Origin of the sequence: Alcaligenes endophyticus, assembly GCF_026344035.1 — a bacterium.
GTDB lineage: Bacteria > Pseudomonadota > Gammaproteobacteria > Burkholderiales > Burkholderiaceae_B > Alcaligenes > Alcaligenes endophyticus.
The window spans coordinates 20,523-46,174 of record NZ_JAPKND010000003.1 but is presented as its reverse complement, the minus strand read 5'-3'; the positions used below and the strand labels follow the sequence as shown (position 1 = coordinate 46,174).

24 protein-coding genes are annotated in these 25,652 nt (G+C 49.7%); 15 read left to right on the top strand and 9 right to left on the bottom strand.

Annotated elements, in window-relative coordinates:
- Positions 1–10: 10 nt before the first annotated feature.
- The 3 genes from OSH01_RS06705 to OSH01_RS06695 are packed head-to-tail and all read right to left on the bottom strand — an operon-like array spanning position 11 to position 2,883.
- Positions 11–1,492 (bottom strand): tripartite tricarboxylate transporter permease, encoded by a 1,482-nt coding sequence (locus OSH01_RS06705; RefSeq protein ID WP_266123312.1) that lies wholly within the window; start codon positions 1,490–1,492, stop codon positions 11–13.
- A gap of 13 nt (positions 1,493–1,505) precedes the next feature.
- Positions 1,506–1,943 carry a tripartite tricarboxylate transporter TctB family protein gene (locus OSH01_RS06700; protein WP_266123311.1) on the bottom strand — a complete coding sequence of 146 codons (438 nt, stop codon included), beginning with the start codon at positions 1,941–1,943 and terminating at the stop codon, positions 1,506–1,508.
- A gap of 1 nt (position 1,944) precedes the next feature.
- Complete coding sequence (locus OSH01_RS06695) at positions 1,945–2,883, bottom strand: Bug family tripartite tricarboxylate transporter substrate binding protein (RefSeq protein ID WP_266123310.1); 939 nt, start codon at positions 2,881–2,883, stop codon at positions 1,945–1,947.
- A gap of 124 nt (positions 2,884–3,007) precedes the next feature.
- Here OSH01_RS06695 and OSH01_RS06690 point away from each other — a divergent pair, with 124 nt between their 5' ends.
- Positions 3,008–3,937 carry a LysR family transcriptional regulator gene (locus OSH01_RS06690; RefSeq protein WP_266123309.1) on the top strand — a complete coding sequence of 310 codons (930 nt, stop codon included), beginning with the start codon at positions 3,008–3,010 and terminating at the stop codon, positions 3,935–3,937.
- Positions 3,938–4,013: 76 nt separating this feature from the next.
- On the opposite strand, the gene OSH01_RS06685 is transcribed toward OSH01_RS06690, so the two are convergent.
- Positions 4,014–4,709, bottom strand: a complete 696-nt coding sequence (locus OSH01_RS06685; protein ID WP_266123308.1) for a pirin family protein — start codon at positions 4,707–4,709, stop codon at positions 4,014–4,016.
- 232 nt (positions 4,710–4,941) lie between these two features.
- Here OSH01_RS06685 and OSH01_RS06680 point away from each other — a divergent pair, with 232 nt between their 5' ends.
- A complete protein-coding gene (locus OSH01_RS06680; protein ID WP_266123307.1) occupies positions 4,942–5,886 on the top strand; it encodes a phosphate acetyltransferase in 945 nt (314 codons plus the stop codon).
- Entirely contained in the window at positions 5,886–7,088 is a 1,203-nt protein-coding gene (locus OSH01_RS06675) for an acetate/propionate family kinase (protein ID WP_266123306.1), read from the top strand. The genes OSH01_RS06680 and OSH01_RS06675 overlap by 1 nt, the downstream gene beginning before the upstream one ends.
- 9 nt (positions 7,089–7,097) lie before the next feature.
- On the opposite strand, the gene OSH01_RS06670 is transcribed toward OSH01_RS06675, so the two are convergent.
- The 4 genes from OSH01_RS06670 to OSH01_RS06655 all read right to left on the bottom strand — a co-directional run bounded on the left by OSH01_RS06670 (position 7,098) and on the right by OSH01_RS06655 (position 11,111).
- A complete protein-coding gene (locus tag OSH01_RS06670; RefSeq protein WP_266123305.1) occupies positions 7,098–8,393 on the bottom strand; it encodes a sulfate adenylyltransferase subunit 1 in 1,296 nt (431 codons plus the stop codon).
- Positions 8,393–9,301 (bottom strand): sulfate adenylyltransferase subunit CysD, encoded by a 909-nt coding sequence (cysD, locus tag OSH01_RS06665; RefSeq protein WP_266123304.1) that lies wholly within the window; start codon positions 9,299–9,301, stop codon positions 8,393–8,395. Before cysD ends, OSH01_RS06670 begins: the two co-directional genes overlap by 1 nt.
- A gap of 9 nt (positions 9,302–9,310) precedes the next feature.
- Positions 9,311–10,039, bottom strand: a complete 729-nt coding sequence (locus tag OSH01_RS06660) for a phosphoadenylyl-sulfate reductase (protein WP_266123303.1) — start codon at positions 10,037–10,039, stop codon at positions 9,311–9,313.
- A 181-nt stretch (positions 10,040–10,220) separates the two neighbouring features.
- Positions 10,221–11,111 (bottom strand): DMT family transporter, encoded by an 891-nt coding sequence (locus OSH01_RS06655; protein ID WP_266123302.1) that lies wholly within the window; start codon positions 11,109–11,111, stop codon positions 10,221–10,223.
- Between the two features lie 127 nt (positions 11,112–11,238).
- Between OSH01_RS06655 and OSH01_RS06650 the strand changes: the two genes are divergently transcribed.
- From OSH01_RS06650 to ahpF, 3 genes are all read left to right on the top strand, one after another.
- Positions 11,239–12,624 (top strand): aminotransferase-like domain-containing protein, encoded by a 1,386-nt coding sequence (locus OSH01_RS06650; RefSeq protein ID WP_266123301.1) that lies wholly within the window; start codon positions 11,239–11,241, stop codon positions 12,622–12,624.
- Positions 12,625–12,823: 199 nt separating this feature from the next.
- Positions 12,824–13,387: an alkyl hydroperoxide reductase subunit C gene (gene ahpC, locus OSH01_RS06645; RefSeq protein WP_266123300.1), complete on the top strand. Its 564-nt coding sequence runs from the start codon at positions 12,824–12,826 to the stop codon at positions 13,385–13,387.
- 111 nt (positions 13,388–13,498) lie between these two features.
- Positions 13,499–15,091, top strand: coding sequence for an alkyl hydroperoxide reductase subunit F (ahpF, locus tag OSH01_RS06640; RefSeq protein ID WP_266123299.1), 1,593 nt, complete (start codon positions 13,499–13,501; stop codon positions 15,089–15,091).
- Between the two features lie 92 nt (positions 15,092–15,183).
- Here the strand turns inward: ahpF and OSH01_RS06635 are convergent, their stop codons facing one another.
- Positions 15,184–16,098 (bottom strand): LysR family transcriptional regulator, encoded by a 915-nt coding sequence (locus OSH01_RS06635; protein WP_266123298.1) that lies wholly within the window; start codon positions 16,096–16,098, stop codon positions 15,184–15,186.
- A 184-nt stretch (positions 16,099–16,282) separates the two neighbouring features.
- Between OSH01_RS06635 and OSH01_RS06630 the strand changes: the two genes are divergently transcribed.
- The 9 genes from OSH01_RS06630 to OSH01_RS06590 all read left to right on the top strand — a co-directional run bounded on the left by OSH01_RS06630 (position 16,283) and on the right by OSH01_RS06590 (position 25,596).
- Positions 16,283–17,797, top strand: a complete 1,515-nt coding sequence (locus OSH01_RS06630) for an acetyl-CoA hydrolase/transferase family protein (RefSeq protein ID WP_266123297.1) — start codon at positions 16,283–16,285, stop codon at positions 17,795–17,797.
- A 181-nt stretch (positions 17,798–17,978) separates the two neighbouring features.
- Entirely contained in the window at positions 17,979–18,878 is a 900-nt protein-coding gene (locus OSH01_RS06625) for a dihydrodipicolinate synthase family protein (RefSeq protein ID WP_266123296.1), read from the top strand.
- 113 nt (positions 18,879–18,991) lie between these two features.
- Positions 18,992–19,627: a leucine efflux protein LeuE gene (gene leuE / locus OSH01_RS06620; protein WP_266123295.1), complete on the top strand. Its 636-nt coding sequence runs from the start codon at positions 18,992–18,994 to the stop codon at positions 19,625–19,627.
- Between the two features lie 31 nt (positions 19,628–19,658).
- Complete coding sequence (locus OSH01_RS06615) at positions 19,659–20,645, top strand: diaminopimelate dehydrogenase (RefSeq protein WP_266123294.1); 987 nt, start codon at positions 19,659–19,661, stop codon at positions 20,643–20,645.
- A gap of 102 nt (positions 20,646–20,747) precedes the next feature.
- Positions 20,748–20,942: a YqaE/Pmp3 family membrane protein gene (locus OSH01_RS06610; RefSeq protein ID WP_266123293.1), complete on the top strand. Its 195-nt coding sequence runs from the start codon at positions 20,748–20,750 to the stop codon at positions 20,940–20,942.
- 79 nt (positions 20,943–21,021) lie between these two features.
- Entirely contained in the window at positions 21,022–22,530 is a 1,509-nt protein-coding gene (locus tag OSH01_RS06605) for an ABC transporter ATP-binding protein (RefSeq protein ID WP_266123292.1), read from the top strand.
- Positions 22,523–23,584: an ABC transporter permease gene (locus tag OSH01_RS06600; RefSeq protein ID WP_266123291.1), complete on the top strand. Its 1,062-nt coding sequence runs from the start codon at positions 22,523–22,525 to the stop codon at positions 23,582–23,584. Before OSH01_RS06605 ends, OSH01_RS06600 begins: the two co-directional genes overlap by 8 nt.
- Positions 23,581–24,498, top strand: a complete 918-nt coding sequence (locus OSH01_RS06595) for an ABC transporter permease (RefSeq protein WP_266123637.1) — start codon at positions 23,581–23,583, stop codon at positions 24,496–24,498. Before OSH01_RS06600 ends, OSH01_RS06595 begins: the two co-directional genes overlap by 4 nt.
- Positions 24,499–24,507: 9 nt before the next feature.
- Positions 24,508–25,596, top strand: coding sequence for a BMP family ABC transporter substrate-binding protein (locus OSH01_RS06590; RefSeq protein ID WP_266123290.1), 1,089 nt, complete (start codon positions 24,508–24,510; stop codon positions 25,594–25,596).
- Positions 25,597–25,652: the final 56 nt, after the last annotated feature.

Sequence of the window (25,652 nt, the reverse complement as noted above, 5' to 3'; positions counted from 1 at the left end):
AGCTAGTGATTTAGTGGGGTTTACGTAAAAAAGTAATCAGTGCGATGAAGGAGATTAGTAAGATTCCCAAAGCCACAGGATGTTGCAGTAGGGCCTGCGCCTGGCCGTCTGTAATGATCAGGCTTTGACGCAAAGAGAGCTCAAACAAGGGGCCCACGACAAAGCCAATTAGAAAGGTGATGCGTGAATAGTCGAAGCGGTGCATCAGGTATCCGAGCACACCAAACCCAAACATCAGTTGTACGGAGAACATGGAGCGGGTTTCCAAATACGAACCCACCATGCATAACAAAATGACCACAGGAATAATAAAACGCACCGGCACTTTCGTTAGCTGAGCAAAGCCCATTAGTCCTAGTCTACCGACGATGAGCATCAGCAGGCTGGCAATCAGCATGGAGCCGTAAATGCCGTAGATAAGCTGGCCGTGCTCTTCAAACATACGCGGACCAGGCACTACACCGTGGATCATGAATGCAGCAATTAACACAGCCGCGGAGACGCTCCCCGGTATTCCTAGCGCAAACAGCGGGATCAGGCTGGCAGGAGTGACGACGTTGTCCGCTGTTTCTGCCGCGGCTACGCCTTTGATTTCGCCCTTACCGTAGCAGTCGCCGCTTTTAGCGGTACGTTTGGCCAATCCGTAGGCTAGGAAAGAGGCAACTGTGGGGCCTAGGCCTGGGATAATTCCTACCACTATGCCCACGCCGCTGGACTGGACAATGGTGGGTAATATGCGTTTGAATTCCCCCCAACTAAGACCTCGGTCACGTTTGTCAGGCTGATCGGTAAACTCGGTTTTTTCCAGTTGTCCAGTCAGCACCTGTTCGGCTTGAATCAGCATTTCTGTCATGGCTAGCATCCCTACTGTGATAGCCAATAACGGCACGCCGTCCATCAGTTCAACGTGGTCAAAGACCATCCGGGGCAAGGCGGTTTCTGCATCCATCCCTACACAAGCCAAGAGCACACCGAAAGTACCGGCGATCAGACCGCGTATCACGGAGGTGCCAGAGAGGGCAGCAATAAAGGTCAGAGCCAAAAACATAATGGCCGTCATTTCTATGGGGCCAACTTTAAGGGCGAACTTGGCTAGAGGCAAAGCAATGGCAATCAATAGTAGTGTGCCGACTATATCTCCGATCACCGAGCCATATAGGGCCACCTTAAGCGCTTTCTCCCCCTTACCTGCACGGGTGAGCGGGTAGCCATCTAGGCAGGTAGGTGCAGAACTGGGCTCACCGGGCGTATTGAGTAAAATTGCCGTAGTAGCGCCTCCCGCGCCACTGGCTTTGGCGATACCAATCAGAAAACCCACCGCAGCCAAGGGGCTCATATAGTAGCTAAGCGGAACGGCCACTGCCAGAGCTGCCGGACGATTCAAGCCCGGTAGCACACCGACGATATACCCCAGTAGTATTCCTAGGAATACAAACATAATAACGCTGGGACTTAACGCGTCTCCTAGGCCTTGTAACATCATCTCCATCATTCTTTCTCCTATCCTAGGGGGCGATAAACCAGAGCAAACTAGCGCAAACTACGGTGGTGCCCAGTATGGGCAACCAGCGCTTTTCACCTAGCAAGCGTAGCAGCGTGGGGATCAGATAAAGGGCTCCCACACTGAAACCCCAGTAGGAAATAAACACGACCGCAAGTGTGCAAAGTAGGATGATGCTAAGGATGGGGCGCAGGCGTGCAGCAGGGTTGCCTTGAGCTTTTTCGACTGAGGATCTGCACGAGTAAATGAAGCCGATTAACGATAGAACCCCCATGGTCAAAGCACTCATTTTCGGTAACAAGTCGGGCGCTAAGCCAAGGCTATCGCCGCTGTCAATATGAGACGGTATGAAAAACAGCACCAGGTAGACGGAGACTAGGCTTAAAACTGCCAAGTCCCAGGCCGGCCTGCGTGCTGTCACTAGAACAGAGGCCTGACTCATATCAGTCGCCGTTGGTGGCGCGTATTAAGGCTTGGTAGCCTGCAATGTGCGCATCAACGGTTTCTTTCAATTGTGATCCATTCAGGTTAACGGCATCGACACTACGGCGTTTGAGTAAATCTAGTACGGCTGGATCACTCCCTGCTTGATCAAAGGCTAGACGTAGTTTTTCTTGTATGGCTTCAGGTAAGTCTTTGGGAGCCACAAACATCACGAGATTGACGCTGGACACGTCATAGCCCAGCTCTTTCAGGGTAGGGACATCGGGCAAACCACTGATACGGGTGTCGGCCAACGCTGCTAAGACCACAACATCGCCATTCTCTGCTTGTGGATAGTAGGCGCCAGAGCTATAGCCCATATCTAGGTGACCGCCCATGATTTGGGTAACCACTTCGGCACCACTACGTGTTGGCACTGGTTTTAGCGTGACGCCGTCTTGTTTGGCAATATAAGCTGTTAGCATTTTGTCTAATGCTGTGTTGGAAGCGACAGTCATTTGCCCTACTTCTCGGGCAGCGGCAGTAGCATCTTTCAGGGTTGTCCAGTTTTTACTTGGCAGTGCGATATAAGCTTCAGGAAACTGCCCGATGGCTGCCACGTAAGTGAAGTCATCGGCCTTGTAGCCTAGGTTGTTGATCAGTGGGTCCAGGGTCAGGGTGGTAGACGTTGTTGCTACCAGGGTATAGCCATCGGCTTTTTGTCGCGACAACGCGGTAGCAGCGACGGCTCCGCCCGCTCCGGGACGATTCTCTATAACGACGGGTTGTCCTAACTGGCGACTGACCACCTCACCGACGGCACGAGCAACGATATCGGTTGTGCCCCCTGCTCCAAAGCCAACTTGTATGGTAATGGGCTTGTTGGGCCAATCGTCTTGAGCATGGCTGTGGCCCGTCAGTAGAAAGGCAAGAGCAGCGCAAATAAAGGTTTTTTTCATTTCTGTGTCTCCTGAAAGTGAGCGGTATGAATCCGTTCTGTTTTTGACTATAGGGAGACCGGTTGTTTGTGTCCAATGCAAAATTAGTGCAAGATGGTATGCGTTTTGTGCATAAGGAGCCTAGATGTTGAACCTGCGTGCGTTACAGCTATTTATTGCGGTGGCAGAAAGAATGAGCGTGTCCCAAGCAGCAGTTGCTATGCATATCAGCCAGTCGGCACTCTCACGGCAGATACAAAAGCTGGAAGACGATTTGGGGATGCGTTTATTTGAGCGTGCTGGTAAGCGGCTATTGTTGACTGCCGAAGGCGAGGATTTATTGCCGCGTGCCAGCCAGCTCTTACAGCAAGCGGCGGCATTGTCGCAGCGAGCGCAATCGTTGCACCGGGGCGAGGCTGGTTATTTGACTGTGGGAGCAACACCGCAGACTATCGAGGCAGTGCTGGCGCCAGTATTACGTTGTCTGCGAGAGAAGAACAGCGGCCTAGAGGTCCGTTTACTTGAAGGCCCTAACGAGCAACTACTTGAGCAATTAGAAACAGGCGTGATTCACGCTGCTTTGGCTTGGGTTCCGTACGAGCAAAAATTTGCGTGCCAAGATCTTTTTAAGGCGAGGTTATATGCCGTTTTGCCGCCAGAGCATCCAGCCGTAGGGGCTCAGGAATTAGAGTTGAGCAACATTGGAGACTGGCCAATTTTGTCTTTGAAACGTGGCTTTATGACTCGCTCTATGTTTGATCAAGCCTGTGTGGATGCCAATTTGCGGCCTCAGCGTATTGTGGAAAGCGATAGTACTCAGACCTTACGAGCTTTAGCCAGCTCAGGCATGGGGGTGGCAGTTGTGTCTTCCACGGCGGTAAGTCAGTGGCCTAGCCAAGAGGTTATCCCCTTGACCTTGAATGGCAGCAGGCTGGAAGAGGTGGTGTCGGCAGTGCGTAACGTTGAGCGTTATCAGCCGCTTGCTTTACAGGTGTTTTTAGCCGAGCTGCGCTTTTTCCTGACTCAAAGTTTGGATGGAGCTCGATTTCGGCAATTTTCCACGCCATTTTATTGACCTCAACCATGGCAATAAAGGTCAGATCTATAACAATATTGTAGTAGCCTGACCACCCAAGTGGACGAGGGCTTGTTTAGGCAAGCGTCTCGACGAAGACTAGCTCAGCGTCAGTCATAGCAACAATGTGTAGTGTGTGTTCATCCTTAATGGCCGCACCGTCTCGTTCTTGTATGAGAATATCATTGATGCGGATTTCTCCTTGCGCAGGCACCAAGTAGCCTAGTTTATCTGCACCTAAAGTGTAGTTAATAGTTTCACCCGCATCTAGTCGGGCACCCATGACGCGTGCACGGACGCGTATAGGCAATGCTTGACTATCCTGTGAGTAGCCGCTGGCTAAGATGGTGAATTGACCCTTTGTAGATGAGAATGGTTTGGTCCCCCAAGAAGGGGCTAAACCTTCTTCATCAGGCAAAATCCATATCTGAAAAATACGCGTCGTGGTTTGTTCCAGATTGTATTCTGCATGTCGTATACCTGTACCAGCGCTCATCACTTGTACGTCGCCCGCTAAGGTACGGCCTTTATTACCTAAGCTATCTTGGTGACTAATCGCCCCTTCACGGACATACGTAATAATTTCCATATTGGCATGGGAGTGAGGTGGGAAACCGGCTCCTGCTGCAATGGTGTCGTCGTTCCAAACGCGCAAAGCCCCCCAGCCCATATGATTGGGGTCATGGTAGCTAGCGAAAGAAAAATGATGTTTAGCATCCAGCCAACCGTGATTAGCTGCACCGAGTTGATTAAAAGGTCGGCGGATAATCATGTTTATATCCCTAAAAAAGTAGCGTTAGAAAGATAGTAGTGTGTCAGTGTTGAGACGGGTCAAACAAAATGGAATTTCATCTATTCAATTGTCTATTACAACACCTGAGCCAAGGGCCTTGGGCTATGCTGCACTCGTCCGTCAGAAAGAGCCGTTTTGTAAAGATTGTTTGTTACGCTGTGCTCTGAAGAGCGGGCTATCACTTAACTTTGTATAAACTAGGGGGATAAAGATGTCGGAAGCTAGCCATTACGAACGTTTAATTAGTTTGGCGAAAGGTGAGCCCAAGCGCGTATGTGTGGTGGCCCATCCCTGCGAAGAGACTGCTTTGGCGGGAGCCTTACAGGCCCGTGAACAGGGTGTGTTTGAACTGATATTAGTGGGTCCCCAGCAGCGTTTGCATGCTTTGGCCCAAGAGCACGGTTATAGCTTAGACGGCATTACACTCATTGATACTCCCCATAGCCACGCTTCGGCTGAAGTGGCTGTTCAGGAAGTGATGGCAGGCAGAGCACAAATACTAATGAAGGGCAGTTTGCATACTGATGAACTTATGCATGCGATATTGTGCACAGCGGGGAAAGGCTTGCGCACTGAGCGTCGTCTAAGTCATGTATTTGTGATGAGCGTTCCTAGCTACGCCGAACCCTTGTTTATTACCGATGCTGCTATTAATATTTTTCCCGACTTGAACACCAAGGCCGATATTGTTCAAAATGCGATCGACTTACATCTGGGTTTAGGTTTAGGAACTCCTAGAGTCGCTATTTTATCGGCGGTTGAGCAAGTTACCGACAAAATTCCTAGCACCATAGAGGCGGCTGCACTATGCAAAATGGCCGATCGTGGGCAGATTGTTGGGGGCGTGCTCGATGGTCCCTTAGCGTTAGATAACGCGATTAGCCCCGAAGCGGCGCGGATTAAAAACATTTGTTCCGCGGTAGCCGGTTGCGCTCAAATTTTGGTAGTGCCGGATTTGGAGTCCGGTAATATGCTGGCAAAAAATCTGATTTTCCTAACGGGAGCGAAGGCCGCTGGGATTGTATTGGGGGCACGTGTGCCTATTGTGCTGACCAGTCGGGCAGACAGTGAAATTACGCGCCTAGCGTCCTGTGCCGTGGCTACTTTGTATGCAGGTCATTTGGCGCGTAGTGTCGTGGCAACAGGAGCTAAATAATGCGCGATCAAATTTTAGTGGCAAATGCTGGTAGTTCTAGCCTGAAGTTTCATGTTTATGATGTATTCGACAATGACCAGTTGTGCTTTGCGTATGGCGGACAAATCTCCGGCATAGGAGATCGCCTGCCACACTTCAGAGTCCGCGACGCTCAGGGTCAGGATTTGCTTAATCAAGATTTAGCGCCTGACCAAGCCCTTAACTTACATAGCGCACAGCACTTGGTGGCTGACTGGCTGATTGCCCATTTACCTAAGCCTCCTATTGCTGTTGGGCACCGTATTGTTCATGGCGGGACGCAATACAGTGCTAGCGTGGCCATTACCCCCGACGTGATTGAGTATTTGGATGGGCTCTCCCCTTTGGCTCCCTTACACCAACGTAATAACCTGGCACCTGTAAAGGTGATTATGGATCGTTGGCCAGATATCTATCAGGTGGCCTGTTTTGATACCGCCTTTCACCAAGGGCATGATCCAGTGGTGAGCCACTTTGCTATCCCAAAAGCCTATTATGAACGAGGCGTGCGCCGGTATGGCTTTCACGGCTTGTCGTATCAATATATTAGCCAGCAACTACACGCTGAGTGGCCCGATATTTATGCAGGTCGAGTCTTAGTAGCCCACCTAGGGTCGGGGGCGTCGGCGTGTTCGCTCAAGGCGGGACGCAGCGTCGACACGAGTATGGGCTTTACCGCCTTAGATGGTGTACCCATGGGAACTAGGCCAGGCAAACTGGATGCTGGCGTGCTGCTTTGGATGATGGAGCAGGGCATGACGCATGACCAGATTCAATCCTTACTCTATACCGAGTCTGGTTTGAAGGGACTATCTGGTATTAGCGCTGACATGCGGGTGCTGTGTGACTCGGACGAGACGCAGGCACAATTGGCAGTTGATCATTTTTGTTTTCGTGTGGCAGAGACCTTAGCGGGGTTGTGTGTAAGCTTAGGGGGCGTAGATGCACTGGTGTTTACAGCTGGCATAGGCGAACACAGTCCTTTTGTACGTGCCGCGATCGCTGACCGTTTGGCTTGGTTAGGGGTGCATATCGATCCTGCTAAAAACGAGTCCTCTCGGGAAGGGTTGATTTCTACCGCTGACAGTGCCGTGAAGGTCTTGGTTTTGCCCACTAATGAGGAACTCGTGATTGCTCAGGAGTCCCTCAGGCTGATACGCGCAGAGGCCGGTATAAATATCTAAAAGCTAGGTTTAAGTCACGATTAGGCCGGCTGCTACAGTGTGATGCGTGCCCTTGTCGATGAGAATAAAGGACCCCGTTCCCGGGTTGTCATGGTAACTATTGATCGTCAAGGGGTCGCGTGTGTGCAGGCTTACGCGGCCTATATCATTGAGTTGTAGTGAAGCCTGGGCGGACTCCTCTTGCAGGCTATGCATATGCCGCTTGGTGTGTATGGCCTGCACCTTCGCTTGGGTAAGACGAGTACCTTGTTTGAGCCAATATAGGCGGCCGGGCGTTAAGGCCTGTTCGTCTAACCAGCATAACTCGGCCTCAAATTGTTTGCTGGGCACAATACTCTCTTGTGCTAGGGTAAGCAGATCACCGCGCGAGATATCTAACTCGCGATCAAGCACGACGGTAATGGCATCACCACTTTGTACTTGATCAACAGAAACGCCGGCTCGATACAGTTGCTTAATGATTGCGCTGGTGCCTGATGGCCAAATACGAACTTCTTGACCTATTCGTAAGTGCCCCCCGTCAAGCTGCCCAGCATAACCACGGAAAGAATTGAGTTGGCTGCCGGCATGACGTATTACATACTGTACAAATACTCGCGGGGGGCGTTGTTGATCTGCTTGGCTTAACGGCAAGGATTCGAGTAAAGGCAGCAAAGGGACGCCTTGATACCAAGGAGTATTGGCAGACGCCTGAGTAATGTTGTCGCCTTGTAGTGCCGAAATGGGGATGATGTGAAAGTGGTTCAAACCCAACTGTTTAGCAAGTTCTTGATAGGCTTTGGCAATGCGTTGAAATACCGCATGATCCCAATTCACCAGATCCATTTTATTAACAGCTACGATCAGATGCTGGATATTTAACAGCTTTACTACGGTACTGTGGCGCTTGGTTTGGGTGAGCAGTTCTCCGTGTTGGGCACGCGCGGCATCCACTAGCACAATAGCGGCATGTGCCGTAGAGGCTCCCGTAATCATGTTGCGGGTGTACTGCTCATGACCAGGGGTATCCGCAATAATAAACTTGCGTTTTGGAGTGGCAAAATAACGGTAGGCCACATCAATAGTAATACCTTGCTCGCGTTCAGCCTCTAAGCCATCTGTTAGCAACGCTAAGTCAGGTGTTGTATCGTGAGTGCGTTTGTACTTGGAGCGTTCGATAGCGGATAGTTGGTCCGCAAAAACAGCCTGCGCATCCAATAATAAACGGCCTATTAGGGTTGACTTACCGTCATCGACCGAACCGGCGGTAATCAAACGCAGGACGCCTAAGTCGCTCTGGGGCCAGGATTCATTGATCGCATTCATTAAAAGTATCCTTGTTTTTTGCGTAGTTCCATAGAGCTTTCAGAGGTTTGGTCATCCATGCGTGTGGAGCCCCGTTCAGTGACAGTGGCTAATGCTGTTTCGGCAATAATGTCATCGGGTGTAGCCGCTAACGATAAAACAGGGCAAGTGCAGGAAATATCTCCTACCGTGCGAAAGCGCACGTCACGCCAACTGGCTTGTTCACCCTCTAGTAAAGGGGTCAGTGGCGTAATAGGGACAATCAGACCTTGACGCTCTACCACCTCACGTTGGTGAGAATAGTAAATGGAGGGCAAAGCGATGTTCTCTTGCTTGATATATTGCCAAACATCTAATTCCGTCCAATTCGAGATAGGAAAAACGCGCAGATTTTCATCGGGGTGGATACGAGTATTAAAAATATTCCATAGCTCTGGACGCTGAGCCTTAGGGTCCCATTGACCGAAGGCGTCGCGAAAGGAAACGATACGTTCTTTGGCGCGCGCTTTTTCTTCGTCTCGGCGAGCGCCGCCTAAGCACGCGTCAAATTTAAACTCCTCGATAGCCTCTAGTAATGTAGTGGCTTGTGCGCCATTGCGGCTGGCATGCGCATGGCGTAATACGACGCTGCCGCGGGCAATCGACTCATCCACTGTGCGTATAATCAGCGAGGCTTTTAATTCAGCAGCACGCTGATCACGAAACTGAATCACCTCAGGGTAATTATGGCCAGTGTCCACGTGTAACAGCGGGAACGGTAGAGCGGCTGGACTAAAGGCTTTTTCAGCTAATTTGAGAAGTACAGCGGAATCCTTGCCGCCAGAAAATAGGAGTACGGGTTTTTCTGTTTCGGCGGCGATTTCACGCAATATAAAAATAGCTTCTGCTTCTAACCAGTCTAAATGGGTACGCGAGGCGAGCTCAAGCATAAGAGTCCTTTATGTGTTGGTGGAGGTCGTTAGATTGCTGGCATGCAGGCCACATTCCAGCGTGTCGCGTTGCTCCCACCACCAGCGCCCAGCGCGTATGTCCTCGTTGGGACGAATGGCACGCGTGCAGGGCTCACACCCTATAGAGGGGTAGCCTTGATCATGAAGGGGGTTGTAGGGAATATGCAGGCCGTGAATAATCGCCCAAACTTGCTCGTTGCTCCACTCCGCTAGGGGATTGAATTTAGTCAGGCCAAAGGCTGCGTCATACTCTTGCTTGTGCAGCTCAGCGCGGCTTAGCGACTGTTCGCGTCGTTGTCCAGTAATCCAAGCGGAGCGGTTCTTAAGAGCTTGACGCAAAGGCTCGACCTTACGAATCTGGCAACATTCTTTGCGTAACGCGATGCTATCGTAGAACGCGTATTGCCCGTGTTGACGAATATGGGCTTGAAGGCGTTCCGGGTTAGGATGATAAAAGATGACTTCGCGTTGGTAATGATCTCGTATGCGAGCAGCCATGGCGATGGTCTCGTCATGAAGACGTCCCGTATCTAAAGAAAAGGTGTTCAGTTCCGGTGCATACAGCGCTAAAGCATGGAAAATTATCATGTCTTCAGCCGCCATGGAACTGGCAAACACTGCATCGGGATGCGTTTGTGCAATATGCTCTATATCAGCGCGCAATTGCTTCCATAGCAGAAGGGTAGGCTTGTCAAGGGAAGTGTTGGCTTGGTTCACAATAAGTCATCCGGCATATCCTGAGGCAGTGAGCTCATAGCGGCGGTGCACTAAAAAGGCCGACTCAGGTAGGCAATAATAGCGATGTAGGATTGCTTAGTTTGAACGGCTTGAGCCGGTAGGTGAACGAACTATTGGTTAGCTCCATATACCAAGGAGGTATGTAGAGTGTTTACTGAGCTTATGACTTACGGCTGGCGGCGATGATTAAGACAATCAGTAGACAACTCCCCCAAGTCAATAAACTGACCTGCTCTTGCAACCACAGTGCGGAGATGACGATAGCCATAAAAGGTTGTAATAGCTGCACTTGTCCAATTTTGGCCACATTGCCAATCGCCATTGCCTTATACCAAGGAAAGAAACCGAATAAAGAGGACATCAGCGCCAAGTAAAGCATAGCGCCGGTGGCGCTAGGGCTGGGCAGTTCAGGCATGTCGCTGGTTAAGTAAATGCTGACAGGAATAGTTAAAGGTAAGCTGATAGCTTGGCACCAACAGATGGTACGCCAGCCACTCAAGGTTTTGGCGACTAATCCCCCATAGGCGTATCCCACGCCTGAAAAGGCCGAACCTAGCAGTAAATAAAGATGCCCTTTATGTACGCTCCAGCCACTACTGTGTAGGGCATATGTCAGTACTAACAGCGTGCCCAAGATACACCACCCCCAAAAGCGGGCGCTTAAGCGTTGTCCGCTGTGAAACGAAGCAAACAAGGCGGTGAAAAAAGGGATAGTGCCAATAAGTACAGCGGCCTGAGAAGAGGGAACGGTCTGCAAAGCTAAGTTTGAAAGCAGGGGCCAGCCTAAGATTAGCCCCGAGCAGGCGATTAAGATATTGCGCCATTCAGCTTGGTTCGGGAAGCGACTGCGTGTACACAATAAAATCACGGCGGCGGCTGAGCCACCGATTGCGCCCCGTAACATGGCTAGTAACCAAGGGTTGTATTCTGCGACGGCTAAACGGCTCATCGGCAACGTGAACGAGAAAATGGCAACGCCTAAAAAAGCGTAAGCGTAGGCGTGCCAACTATCGTTGGTCAGCGTGGCACTAGCAGGGGATGCTCGGGGCATAGTGGTTCTACTCGGTGGGCGACAATGTGCTTTTAGCGTAAAGTAAATAACAGTACAGAAGCAATACAGTTGCGCAGTCAGATGTTCTAACTGTATTGGGGGATTGATCAATACAGAGGGAAAAATTTTGCATAATACCGAATGGCGGCCAGCTCGTGGGCAGGGACAGCGCGTGAGTGAGCAAGTGCTCACACGTTTACAAAGTGAGATTGCACAGTTGCGTAGTGGAGCGCGCCTGCCTTCTGTACGTTCTTTGGCCAAACGTTGGCACATCAGCACCCATACTGTGGTGACTGTCTACGAACGCTTGATGGCACAGGGGCTCATCGAATCGCGACCTTATTCAGGCTTTTACGTTCGTGCGCGAACAGAACGGCGTGAGCCCGAGATGCCGTTGCAGTTAGCGCACTCAGGACGAGTGGATACGCAATGGATGTTGGCTGCTTTTATGGGGCAGAACGAAGGCGCGGGTGTGCCTAAGAATTGGTTAGATCACGAGCGGGTGCTATCGGCTGTCAGGCATGTGGGGCGCAATGCAGGTAGCGGATTACTGGATTATGGGCATTCTCATGGGTACGCGCCTTTGCGTCGACATATCGCCACACAACTTGATCAGGCGGGTATCCATGCCCACCCAGACCGTCAGTTGTTGTTGTGCTCAGGCGTGACGCACGCTTTGGACTTAATACTGCGCCATAGCGTCAAACCAGGCGACTGTGTATTAGTTGAGGAGCCGGCGTGGTATTTGGTGTTTGCACGTTTAGCCTTGGGGGGAGTCAAGGTGGTAGGCGTGCCACGGCTTGCAGATGGGCCTGATATGCGAAAAATGGAGCAGTTAGTGCAAACGCATCGTCCGGTGCTGATGATTATTAATTCTGTGGTGCACAATCCGACTGGCTCCAGTTTGAGTTTGGCCAAGGCTCACCAGTTATTGCAATTAGCTGAGCGGTATGACTTTTTCTTTATTGAAGATGACACCTTTAGCGAGCTACACCCGGGTTCCGCCTATAGACTGGCGCAATTGGATCAGTTGCAGCGTGTCATTTTAGTGGGGGGGTATTCTAAAGTGTTAGCGGCAGGGTTACGTACGGCGTATGTGGCGGCGAACCCTGAATGTATAGAAGCCTTAGTTCGTTTGAAAATGCTATCGGGCATGACAACGCCAGAGCTTACCGAGCGCGTTGTGCACAGATTGTTGAGTGAAGGCCAGCAAAGAAGGTTTGTGCAGCGTATGCGTTATTTGGCCGCAGAAGGCTTGGAGCAAACACTGGATAGACTCGCTGCTTTAGGGTTGCAACCTGATTTTAAGCCCATTGGAGGTATGTTCGCTTGGGTTAACGTGGGCTGCGATAGTGAAAGTATCGTAAAGCGTCTGCACACAGAAAGGCATACCCTTGTTTCAGGAAATTTATTTTTTCCCGACCAAGCGCCTACTGCGTATTTACGTTTTTCGGCGGCCTTGGCGGATAAGCCTATGTTTTGGGAGGCCTTTCGGCGCTGTCTGGAAAGCTAAGCCTAGCGTAGGGTTTTTGGCAGATGCGATGGTAATTTCATGGGCTTCTTGTTAGTATTGTGCAGGCGCTTATGCTTTTTTTGCGCACTGTTCGATAGCTAACGTCAATTGAGTTGATTGTTTTAATCAATTTTACTTATAAATAGCGTTTTTCTATAATGAACTTACTGTCAATTGTTAACCGCTAATTGGAGCTAACATGTCTTTGATCAACACCACTATTAAACCTTTTACTGCAACGGCTTACCACAACGGTAAATTTGTTGATATTAGTAATGAAACTGTTGCTGGCAAATGGTCTGTCTTTGTGTTTTACCCAGCTGACTTCACGTTCGTATGTCCTACCGAGTTGGAAGATCTGGCCGATCATTACGCTGAGTTCCAGAAACTAGGCGTAGAAATCTACGGTGTATCGACTGATACACACTTTGCTCACAAAGCTTGGCACGACACGTCCGAGGCCATCAAAAAAGTGAACTACCCACTAGTTGGTGACCCCACTCACTTGCTGGCTCGTAACTTCGATGTACTAATTGAAGAAGAGGGTTTGGCTCTGCGTGGTACGTTCGTAGTGAACCCAGAAGGTCAAATCAAAATTTTGGAAATCCATGACAACGGTATCGGTCGTGATGCTTCCGAGTTGTTGCGTAAAGTGAAAGCTGCTCAGTACGTAGCGAACAACCCAGGCCAAGTGTGTCCTGCTAAATGGCAAGAAGGTGCTGCTACCTTGACTCCTTCCCTGGACTTGGTTGGCAAAATCTAAGCTATATCAATCATTGATAACAGCATAGGTGGGCATTCTTAGGGATGCCTGATCGGGGGCCGGTTAGGCCGGCTCCTATCACATATTTCTACAGGAAAAGGCGCTCTTACTATGTTAGATGCAAACCTCAAAACTCAATTACAAGCTTATCTTGAGAAGCTGGTCTATCCCATCGAGTTGATCGCGTCTCTGGACTCCACCCCAAAGTCCGCGGAGTTGCGCACTCTCCTGCAAGAGATAGCTGGCTTGTCCGATAAGGTTACCTTTATCGAAAACTCTACTGCGGATGCACGTAAGCCTTCTTTTACGATTGCACGAGTGGACAGTGATGTTCGTGTTAGTTTTGCTGGTCTACCGATGGGGCACGAGTTTACCTCTTTGGTATTGGCCTTATTGCAAGTGGGTGGACACCCCGTTAAGTTAGATGATGCCGTGGTAGAGCAAATCCGTAACCTGCCCGGCGACTATGTTTTTGAAACCTATTTTTCGCTGTCTTGTCAGAATTGTCCCGATGTGGTGCAAGCGCTCAATGCGATGTCTATCATCAATCCGCGCATCAAGCATATTTCCATCGATGGAGCATTATTCCAAGACGAGGTAGATGCACGCCAAGTGATGGCGGTGCCCAGTGTGTTTCTAAATGGTGAGAACTTTCACTCAGGTCGTGCTAGCGCAGAAGAGCTACTCGCCAAATTAGGTGCTGGCAATACCGAAGCTCGTGCTGAAGCATTGGATGCTAAAGACGAATTTGATGTGCTTGTGGTAGGCGGTGGCCCTGCTGGAGCAGCCGCAGCTATTTATGCTGCACGTAAAGGTATACGTACAGGTGTCGTCGCTGAGCGTTTTGGTGGACAAGTGTTAGATACGATGTCCATCGAAAACTATATTTCTGTGATCGAAACCGAAGGCCCTAAATTTGCGACTGCCTTAGAGCAACACGTTAAAACTTATGATGTAGATGTGATGAATTTGCATCGTGCAGCAGGTATACGGCGTGTGGGCAAGCAAGTTCAAGTTGATATCGATGGTGGTGGTACATTGAAAGCCAAAACCGTCGTTCTGGCAACAGGAGCACGCTGGCGTGAGCTGAACGTCCCAGGCGAGCAAGAGTATCGTAATCGAGGGGTGGCCTATTGCCCTCATTGTGATGGCCCCTTATTTAAAGGTAAGGATGTCGCGGTAGTTGGCGGCGGTAACTCAGGCGTTGAGGCGGCGATTGACCTGGCTGGTTTAGTGAAGTCAGTAACCTTGCTAGAGTTTGGCGCGGAGCTACGTGCTGACGAAGTACTACAACGTAAATTGCGCAGTTTGCCCAACGTTACTATTTTAACGATGGCACAAACTACTGAGGTGTTGGGCGATGGGCAGAAAGTAACGGGTCTGATTTATAAAGATCGCTCCACACACGAGTCTAAGCAATTGCAACTGGATGGTATTTTTGTACAAATTGGATTGGTACCCAATACTGAGTGGCTTAAAGAAAGCGAAGTCACGTTGTCGCGCTTTGGTGAGATCGAAGTCGATGTGCGGGGGGCTACTTCTTTAGCAGGAGTGTTTGCAGCTGGAGACGTTACGACGGTTCCGTTTAAGCAAATTATTATTGCCGCTGGAGAAGGTGCTAAAGCAGCGTTAAGTGCTTTTGATTACATGATTCGAGCGTCTGTTGAAGAAGATCAGCCACAAGAGGAAACAGTTACGGTGTAAAGGCTCTGCCGGTATGAGTCCGCTTCCTTAGCATTGGCCTACATAGACCTGGTAAACAACGTGTTTACCAGGTCTTTCTTACGGCTTGTGATTTAATTATTATCAGGCAAATTAAGGTCTAGCCATTGTTTGCCTAAGCGTTGTTGACAAATCTCTAACCAAGCGCGTGCCGCTAATGATAAGTAGCGCCCATTCCATAGTAATGCAACATCCCAATACAGTTCGGGGTCTCTGATCCGGGTTATATGGGTATCTGGAGTGGCGGCACGGCTGACAAAGGGTTCTGGCAGTAGTGCAATGCCCATGCCAGCTTGTGCCATTGCTGCGACCCAATCCCAATGTCCGCTTTGAGCATGAATGTTAATTTGCAGGCCAGCCTGTGCAAAAGCTAAGCGAAGACTGCGGGTCAGAGCAAAGTCGTCATTTAAGAAAATTAAGGGACTGGCGGCCAACTCGGCCAGAGTGATATGGGGGCGCAAGTGTTTAAAACAGCTTTTGTGACCCATGGCCCAGACTTCATGGCGCGCAACCGGACTGCATGTGATGGCCGGATCAGGATTGATAGGTAAGATGCTCATACCCATTTCCAGCCCGCCATTACTGACCAATGCTTCTATACCCATGCCGGTGTCTTCGTGCAGGTTCAATTCAATGTGTGGATAGGTAGACGTAAACTGCTGCAGCACTTCGGTAAACAGTATGTTAATCATGGGCGGAATGCCAATATCTAATCGACCGCGCTGCAAGGCTTGTACTTCGTGCAGTTCAGTGTGGAGACGTTGCACTCTTTGCAAGATGTCTTGTGCCTGCTCCATGACAACGCGCCCGCAATCGGTAAGTTGAAACTGTCTGTGGTCACGAATCAGCAAGGGCTCGCCTAGACTGCCCTCCAACTGCCGAATCATTTTGCTAATGGTCGATTGGGTGACACCTAAGCTTTTTGCTGCAGCGGTGAAGCTGCGTAGCTTAACGGTCTCAACAAAGTAACGTAGGGAGCGTAGATCCATACAGAATCTTTTAAGTGGTCATGAACAAAACGACTTTATATCATGCCTTGTATTCATTGTGTCGATGCTAAGCTGCAGGCATATGAAAGAAGCACGGTATAGCTGGCTCTTTCTAACAAGAAAATCTGAAAAAATTCAGGGCCTGCTGCATTAGGCACAGATTACCTGCTTACAGGAGCACAAGATGTACACCGAGCGTATACGCTATCCGCAACTCTTGAATAAAGTTATGACCGCCGATCAGGCGGTAGAAAGTATTCAAGATGGCATGACAGTAGGTATGAGTGGTTTTACTCGTGCAGGAGATTGTAAAGCTGTACCGCAGGCCTTGGCTCGTAAGGCGAGCACTGGCCGCTTAAAGCTCAATTTGTTAACGGGGGCCTCGTTGGGGCACGATAGTGATGCAGTTATGGCGCAAGCTGGTGTATTAGCTAAGCGTATGCCTTTTCAGGTGGACCCAACACTACGTAAAAAGATTAATCAAGGCGAGGTCTTGTTTATTGATCAGCACTTGTCCTTGACTGCCGAACAGTTGCGTAGCGGACATATACCTGCGATTGACGTTGCTGTCGTCGAGGCGGTGGCGATTACCGCAGAAGGGGCGATTGTTCCTAGTACCTCGGTGGGTAATAGCGCTAGCTTTGTACAGCAAGCAAAACAGATTATTGTTGAAATTAACCTTAGCATGCCGTTAGCTTTAGAAGGCTTGCATGATATCTACGTACCTGAAGCGAGACCTGGACGTCAACCGATTGCGCTGACTCAGGTAGGACAGCGTATTGGCAGCACAGCCATTGCTATCGATCCCGAACGTATCGTTGGTATTATTATCACGCATACCCCTGATAGCTACTCTACCGTGACGCCGCCCGATGGTGAGACACAGGCAATCGCAGGGCATATTGTGCGCTTTTTGGAGCAAGAAGTTGCGCAAGGCAAGCTTGGCCCTTCCTTGCTACCTTTGCAGGTGGGTATAGGAAACATCGCTAATGCAGTGACATATGGCTTGTTAGATTCGCCATTTCACGACATGACCATGTATTCAGAAGTGCTGCAAGACAGTGCTATTGCTCTGCTAGATTCAGGGCAATTAAGTTTTGCTTCTGCCTCTTCCTTGACCTTGTCAGCAGAAAAAACTCAGCACTTCCTAGAAAATCTAGAGCAATATCGCGATAAGGTGGTACTGCGCCCTCAAGAAATTAGCAATCACCCTGAGCTGGTGCGTCGTTTAGGGGTTATCGCAATCAATACGGCTCTAGAGTTCGATATCTACGGGAATGTGAACTCTACACACGTTTGTGGCACACAAATGATGAACGGTATAGGTGGCTCCGGTGACTTTGCCCGTAATGCACATTTAGCATTTTTTGTGAGTAAGTCTGTCGCAAAAAATGGTGATATTTCTAGCGTGGTGCCTATGGTTTCTCATGTGGATCATACCGAGCACGATGTGGATATTCTGGTTACTGAGTGGGGCTTGGCCGATTTACGAGGTTTGGCACCACGAGAGCGAGCCTTGTTGGTCATCGAGCATTGTGCTCATCCGGATTATCGCACTGAACTCTTGGATTATTACCAGCGTGCCTGTAAGCGTGGCGGGCATACACCCCATATTTTACACGAAGCTTTGTCTTGGCATGACCGTTTTCAAGCAACAGGGTCTATGCATGTAGCACAACCCGAACTGGAGATGGTATAGATTTCAGGTGGTAGTTTGTTTGTAAGTCAGTCTACAAACAGTTAAGCAGTGAGTCTCCAGCCTGTTTGCCCCTGGCCCCATAAGGTCAGGGGTTTTTTTGCTCTTTTATTTTGACCTATGACAAAGATAGTTCCTTAGCTATACTAATTGGTCTATTGCACTTTGTTTCGTTGAGGCTGTTATGTTTACTGGCTTAAGCGCTTTTCCATTAGCGCCATTGCACGAAGAGAAACTAGACGAAAAATCCTTGGTGGGATTGGTCGAGCGGTTAGCACAAGCTAAGGTAGATTCCATTGGTGCATTGGGATCTACGGGCAATTATGCCTATTTTAGCCGCGGCGATCGACGCCGAATAACAGAGCTTAGCGTACAACATGCGGACTCTATTCCTGTTTTTGTGAGTATAGGAGACACACGTTTACAGCAGGTGTTGAGATTAGCCGAGGATGCGCAGCAGGTGGGAGTCCGGGCGCTTATGTTAGCGCCAGTATCGTATCAACCACTGTATCCTGACGAGGTCTATGATCTCTATGAAACGGTGACTCGACATATTTCTGTACCTTTGGTCATCTACGATAACCCTCGCACAACGCGTTTTGAGTTCAGCGTCGAATTGATGCAAAGCATCGCTGCTCTGCCACACGTGAGCTCAATCAAGTTAGGTGGGATGACGCAGGATATGATGGCTATGCGGGCGCGCATCGCGCACTTAAAGCAGGGGCTACCGTCGCACGTAAGTGTGGGTGTAAGCGGTGATGGGGTAGCGATCGAGGGCTTGTACGCAGGTTGTGAGCTCTGGTATAGCGCGTTGGCTGGTTTGTTGCCACAACTTAGTTTGCGTATTTTGCAGGCAGTCCGAAATAATGATCATGCGCAACTTAGCGATTTATCAGCACGCATGCAGCCTGTATGGGACTGCTTTGCGCGTTTTGGCGGTGGCCTGCGGACGGTGGCAACCTTAGCCGTGCTATTGGGTCGAGTAAGAAGTAGTGTTTTGCCTGCGCCATTACGATTGCTGCCTGTGCTAGAGCAAGACTTATTGCGTCAATGGTTGCTGGATATGCAGGAGTTAGCGGCTTAAGGTATGTGTATGGGGCGTTAGTCTATGTTGCGTATTTTGCTTCGTATAGTTTCACCCACTTTGATACTCATTTAACGCTAAAATAATATTTTGTCGCGTCAGGCGAGGAAGCCGTGCTAGAGCAGCTAGGAATCATCAATTTTTGGGCCTTTGTGCTCGGTACAGTCTTTATTGTGATCTTGCCTGGTCCCAATTCCCTGTACGTATTATCTACCGGTGCTGGGCACGGCGTACGAGAAGGCTACAAAGCTGCTTTGGGTGTGGTGGTGGGGGATCTTATACTCATGACCTTAACGGCCTTAGGCGCTGCCTCAGTACTAAAAACGATGCCGCTCATGTTTATGGCAGTGAAGTACTGCGGCGCTGCCTATCTATTTTACTTAGGATTGCGTTTATTGCAGACGGTCATACAGCGACCCAAAGTGGTTGTGACTGTTGATACACGTTCCTCGCGTCACGGACGGTTTCATAAAGCGTTGTTCTTAAGCTTGCTTAATCCTAAGGCTATCTTGTTTTTTTTGTCTTTTTTTGTGCAGTTCGTCGATCCCAGTGCAGGGCATACAGGGTGGGCTTTTTTAGTGCTAGGTATGGTGGTCGAAGCCATTAGCTTTAGTTATTTGTCTTTATTGATATTTGGCGGGGATCGTTTGGCTGAGGTATTTCGAAAGCATCAGAACTTGACGCGTTTGGGTAATGGTTCAGTGGGTGTATTGTTTATGGGTTTTGCCGCTCGTATGGTGGCTGAGTAATCCCCTCTGGTTTGAGTAAAGGAATAAGACGATGAGTAGCAAAATCCGTGTAGGTATTGCCGGGTATGGTAATTTGGGGCGTGGCGTGGAGTTAGCGCTGTCGCAGAACGCTGATATGGAGTTAGTGGCAGTTTTTACTCGGCGTGACCCTACTGCCGTCAATTTATTCAATCAGCAGGTGCCTGTTTATGATCTGGCTCAGATCGAACAGCATCGTGCCGCCATTGATGTCTTGATACTCTGTGGTGGTTCTAAAAATGACTTGCCTGAGCAAGGGCCACTGTTAGCGCAGTGGTTCACAACGGTTGACAGCTTTGATACGCATGCACGTATCCCAGAGTATTATGCAGCGGTGGATGCCAGTGCTCAGGCGGCTAAAACTACCGCTTTGATTGCCGTGGGGTGGGATCCAGGCCTGTTCTCCTTAAATCGTGTCTTTGGTGAGGCGGTGCTGCCGCAAGGAGAGACCTACACTTTTTGGGGTAAAGGTTTGAGCCAAGGACACTCTGATGCTGTTCGCCGTGTACCAGGCGTAAAGGGTGGAGTTCAGTACACCTTGCCAATTGATGCCGCTGTGCAACGGGTACGCGACGGTGAGCAACCCACACTAAGCACGCGTGAGAAGCACCGTCGTCAGTGTTTTGTGGTGCTGGCAGAAGGGGCCGATGCAGAGCAAGTACGCCAAGCTATTGTCACGATGCCTGATTATTTCGCTGACTATGACACCGAAGTCAATTTTATTGATGCTGATACCTTAGCACGTGATCACGCAGCCATGCCACACGGTGGTTTTGTGATTCGTAGTGGGCAATCTGCAGCAGGTACTCAGCAAGTAGTAGAGTATTCGTTGGCGTTGGGCAGTAATCCAGAGTTTACCTCGAGCGTATTAGTGGCTTATGCGCGTGCTGCGTTTAGACTGCAACGCATGGGGCAGTATGGTGCAAAGACCGTGTTTGACGTGGCGCCAGGCCTGTTGTCTGCACGCTCAGCGGCTGAACTCCGTAAAGATTATCTGTAATATGTGCTCACAGACCTTGTGTCAAGGTCTGTGTTGGGAGTGCGACATAGCTCAGTAAATACAGAGTAGAATGTCGCCTTAACTACGTTTAGGAAGCTCGGTATGCGTTTGCTCATTGCTTTATTGCTACCTTGGTTAACTTTTTTCACCATAGGCCGGCCTTGGTCTGGAATTATTTGCTTGTTATTACAGCTTACGCTCATAGGCTGGATTCCCGCTGCTATTTGGGCGGTGTACGCGTTGAGTCAGTATAAAACTGACAAAAAAATAGAGGCTGCCTTGGGACGACGCAACTAAGCTCATCCTTTTGATCGTTGTGTATTAAAAGCGGCCTGTATGCTTACTGGCCGCGCCGCTCTTTTATTATATCTCTGTCATGACACCCCGCCTTGAACTTAAAGGTATCACGAAGGCTTACCCTTCCGTGATCGCTAACGATAATATTGACCTACGGGTGATGCCCGGGGAAATTCACGCGGTGCTGGGGGAAAACGGAGCGGGTAAATCCACCCTGATGAAAATCATCTATGGCGTGGTTAAACCGGATCGAGGACAGATATTATTTGATGGCGAGCCCATACAAATTGCTAGCCCCGCTGCTGCCAGACAGCTCGGTGTTGGTATGGTTTTCCAGCACTTTTCTTTATTTGATACCTTAACGGTAACGGAAAATATAGCTCTAGGGCTGCCTGCCAGTACCAATATGCGCGAGCTAGAAGCACGTATTGCTGAAACAGCACAGCAATATGGGTTGGATTTAGATCCTCAGCGGTACGTGCACACCTTGTCAGTGGGGGAGTGTCAGAGGGTCGAAATTGTACGGGCTTTGCTCGGCAAGCCTAGATTGCTCATTTTGGACGAGCCTACTTCGGTGTTGACGCCTCAAGCCGTACAACGGCTGTTCGATACGTTAAGGCAGTTGGCAGCAGAGGGCTGTAGCATTGTTTATATTAGCCACAAGCTAGATGAAATACGTCAGCTTTGTCATGCATGCACGGTAATACGGGGCGGCAAGATGGCAGGTAACTGCGACCCGCGTCAGGAAAGCTCAGCCAGCTTGTCACGGTTAATGATAGGTCGTGAGCCAGCCGGCTTGGGGAAGCGTCATGCGCAGCAAGGCCAAGTGTTAATGCAAGTAGAGCAGTTGTGCTTACCGAAGGCGCATGCCTTTGCCTGTGAACTAGAGGCTATTTCCTTTGTATTGCACGCTGGCGAGATCTTGGGGATAGCCGGAATTTCCGGCAATGGGCAGCAAGAGTTGCTATCAGCGCTTAGTGGCGAGGATCCGCGTACGGCCGAGCAGAGCATCTTATTTCAGGGACAAGCCATCGGGCACAAAGATGCTTTTTGGCGACGAGAGCAAGGCATAGCTTTTGTGCCTGAAGAGCGTTTGGGTCGGGGCGCGGTTCCAGAACTGTCTTTAGCGCAAAATTTACTCTTGTCTCATCAGGGTAAAGCGACGGTACGGCACGGGTTTCTACGCTTTCCATTAATACGAAGGTTGGCCAGCGGAATTATTCAACGCTTTGGAGTGAAAGCGCCTGATGACCATGCTCTGGCCAACAGTCTGTCTGGCGGTAATTTACAAAAATACATTATGGGGCGCGAGATTTCCCGTCAACCCAAGGTGTTGTTGGTTGCCCAGCCCACATGGGGGGTAGATGTAGGAGCTGCCGCACAAATCCATACTGAATTATTAGCACTGCGTGACGCAGGTTGCGCAATTTTATTGATTTCAGAAGAGCTTGATGAGTTGTTTACCTTAAGTGATCGTTTGCATGTGATTGCCAAAGGACGCTTATCCCCACCGCTACTCACTGCGCAGGCCAGTGTGGATCAAATAGGGCAGTGGATGAGTGGCTTATGGGAGGAGCAACATGCTTAGCCTAGAGAATCGCCCTAACCCCTCAAGCTGGATGGCTTTTTGCTCACCGCTACTGGCGGTGCTGTTAACAATGTTGGTGGTGGGGATATTATTTGCCCTGATGGGCACTAGCCCATGGGATGGCTTACGGGTATTTTTTTTCGAACCCATTAAAGATCAGCATGGTTGGGCGGAAGTGGGGCTCAAGGTCATTCCTCTATTATTAATTTCAGTAGGATTGGCGATCTGCTTTCGAGCCAATATATTTAATATTGGCGCTGAAGGTCAGTTGATCGTAGGGGCTATTTTTGCCGGTGCCTTTATTTTGCAATTTGATAGCGGTGATAATGGCGGTTTTTGGTGGGTGTCCGGGGCCCTGATCTGTGGCGTGCTGGGCGGAATGTTCTGGGCAGGTATTACAGCTTTTTTACGAGACTATTTCAATACTAATGAAATTCTAGTGTCGTTAATGCTGGTTTATGTGGCGCAGCACTTACTTAGCTTTTTAGTGCATGGAGCCTTGATGGATCCGGATGGGTTTGGTTTTCCGCAGTCTAGCCTATTTAATGATGGTTTTCTATTGCCAGCCTTAATTGACGGCACACGTCTGAATGTAGCCATCGTCTTGTCAGGCTTAGCAGCCATCGTTGCTTGGGTATATCTTAATCGTAGCATGCCTGGTTTTCGTCTGCGGGTTGGTGGAATGGCGCCCCTTGCCGCTCGCTATGCTGGATTTTCCTCACGTCGGGCCTTATGGATATCCCTTTTGGCTTCAGGTGGTTTGGCTGGTTTAGCTGGCGCGGCAGAAGTGATGGGCCCTATAGGTCAATTAACACCGTCTGTGTCCCCTGGCTACGGCTTTGCCGCCATTATTGTGGCGTTCGTTGGCCGTTTGCATCCCATCGGAGTCATTTTTTCTTCGTTTATTATGGCCTTGATTTACATTGGTGGTGAGCTAGCACAAAGCAGGCTGGGAATGCCCAATGCCATTAGCGGCATCTTTCAGGGCATATTATTGTTTTCACTGCTGATTTGTGATGTCTTCATTACTAAGCGGCTAGTCTGGAGAAAATAATGGATGCAGCTCCTCTTATTGCGGCCAGTATCAATGCCGGTACACCGTTAATGTTAGCAGCCCTTGGTTTGCTCATGAATGAGAAATCAGGCGTGATTAATCTCGGGTCTGAAGGCATGATGCTAATGGCTGCAATTGTCGGTTTTGCTACGGCCGTCAATACGGGTAGTGCAGAGCTAGGTTTTATGATGGCCGCCCTCACCGGTATGGCCATGGCCGCTTTTTTTGCGGCGTTAACAGTGTGGCTGGGCACGAACCAAATTGCGACGGGCTTGGCCTTATCGCTATTTGGAGTGGGCGTCTCGGCCTATATAGGCATACCGTATTCGGGTAGCTCGCTGCAAGTGCACAAAGTAGGCATACCTTTTTTACGGGATATCCCTTTTCTAGGGCCGGCCTTATTTCAGCAGCATTATATGGTCTATGTGTCGTGGGCATTGTGTGCCCTGATCGCCTGGTTTTTATTACGTACCCGTGCGGGGTTGGTTCTACGAGCAGTAGGCGAGTCTCCTTCTTCAGCACACTCACTAGGCTACAATGTACGCCTTATCCGTTTGGGTGCCTTACTGTTTGGTGGCGCTTGTTGTGGTGTGGCCGGCGCGTTTATTTCTCAAGTTTATACCCCTATGTGGGCCGAGGGTATGGTGGCAGGGCGTGGTTGGATTGCCTTAGCGCTGACCACCTTTGCCACATGGCGGCCGTTTCGCGTGCTGTTAGGTGCTTACCTATTTGGTGGCGTCACAATTTTTACTTACCACGCACAAGCCATGGGGGTGCCTATTGCTTCGCAACTGCTTTCTATGGCGCCATACCTTGCAACCATTGTGGTTTTGGTGCTGATCTCCCGAAACGCCAATTGGATCAGGCTAAACATGCCCGCTTCCTTAGGCAAAAGTTTTAATCCTAATAATTAAAGGACTGCCATGTCTGGTCAATTTTTGCGTAATGTGCTTTTGGCTGCTGCGGTAGCAGCGCCTGTAACGCTAGTGTCTACAGCGGCTCAGGCCGAGGAACCACTAAAAGTGGGTTTTGTCTACGTTAGCCCTATCGGTGAAGCCGGTTGGACCTGGCAGCAAGACATAGGCCGTAAGGAAATGGAAGAGGCTCTGAAAGGTAAAGTGGTTACCCAGTACGTTGAAAACGTGCCTGAAGGTGCGGATGCCGAGCGCGTTATTCGTGACTTGGCTCAGCAAGGTAATAAATTGATTTTCACTACTTCATTTGGCTATATGAACCCTACTCAAAAAGTAGCCAAACAGTTTCCTGATGTGAAGTTTGTCCATTCAACGGGTTACAAAACAGCTCCTAACGTGGCAACGACTAACGCTCGTTTTTACGAATCACGTTATTTAGCGGGGGTTTTGGCGGGAAAAATGACCGAGTCAAACATTATCGGTTATGTAGGGGCTTATCCCATTCCTGAAGTATTGCAAGGCATTAATGCTTTTGCTACCGGCTTGCGTAGCGTGAACCCTGATGCAGAGGTTCGGGTGGTATGGGCGAACACTTGGTACGATCCAGGTAAAGAGCGGGATGCAGCAGTGACTTTGCTGAGTCAGGGTGCGGATGTGGTGACTCACCACACTGACTCCACGGCAACAGTGCAGGCAGCAGAAGAGGCAGGCAAGTACGCTATTGCTTACCACTCTGACATGTCACGCTTTGCGCCTAAGGCACAATTGGCGGCCGTCACCCATCACTGGGGTAAGTATTTCACCGACAAAGCTACTGAAGTGCTAGAGGGCACTTGGCAGGCTGATGGTACATGGGGTGGTATAGATAGCGGAATGGCCGAGTTGGAAGGTTTTGGCCCGGAAGTGCCTGCTGAGGTGAAAGAGTTTGTTTTGGCTAAAAAAGCGGAAATTGCCGCTGGCACATTACAGCCTTTTGCTGCTCCTGTGGTAGATAACGAAGGTAAAGTGCGTTTAGAAGCGGGGCATTTAGATGATGATGCCTTGAATCGCATGGACTACTATGTGCAAGGTGTAGCAGGAAAATTGCCACGAAAATAAGCCAAATTGGTAGATAAGGCTAATAAAACGGATCAGCTGAATGCTGATCCGTTTTT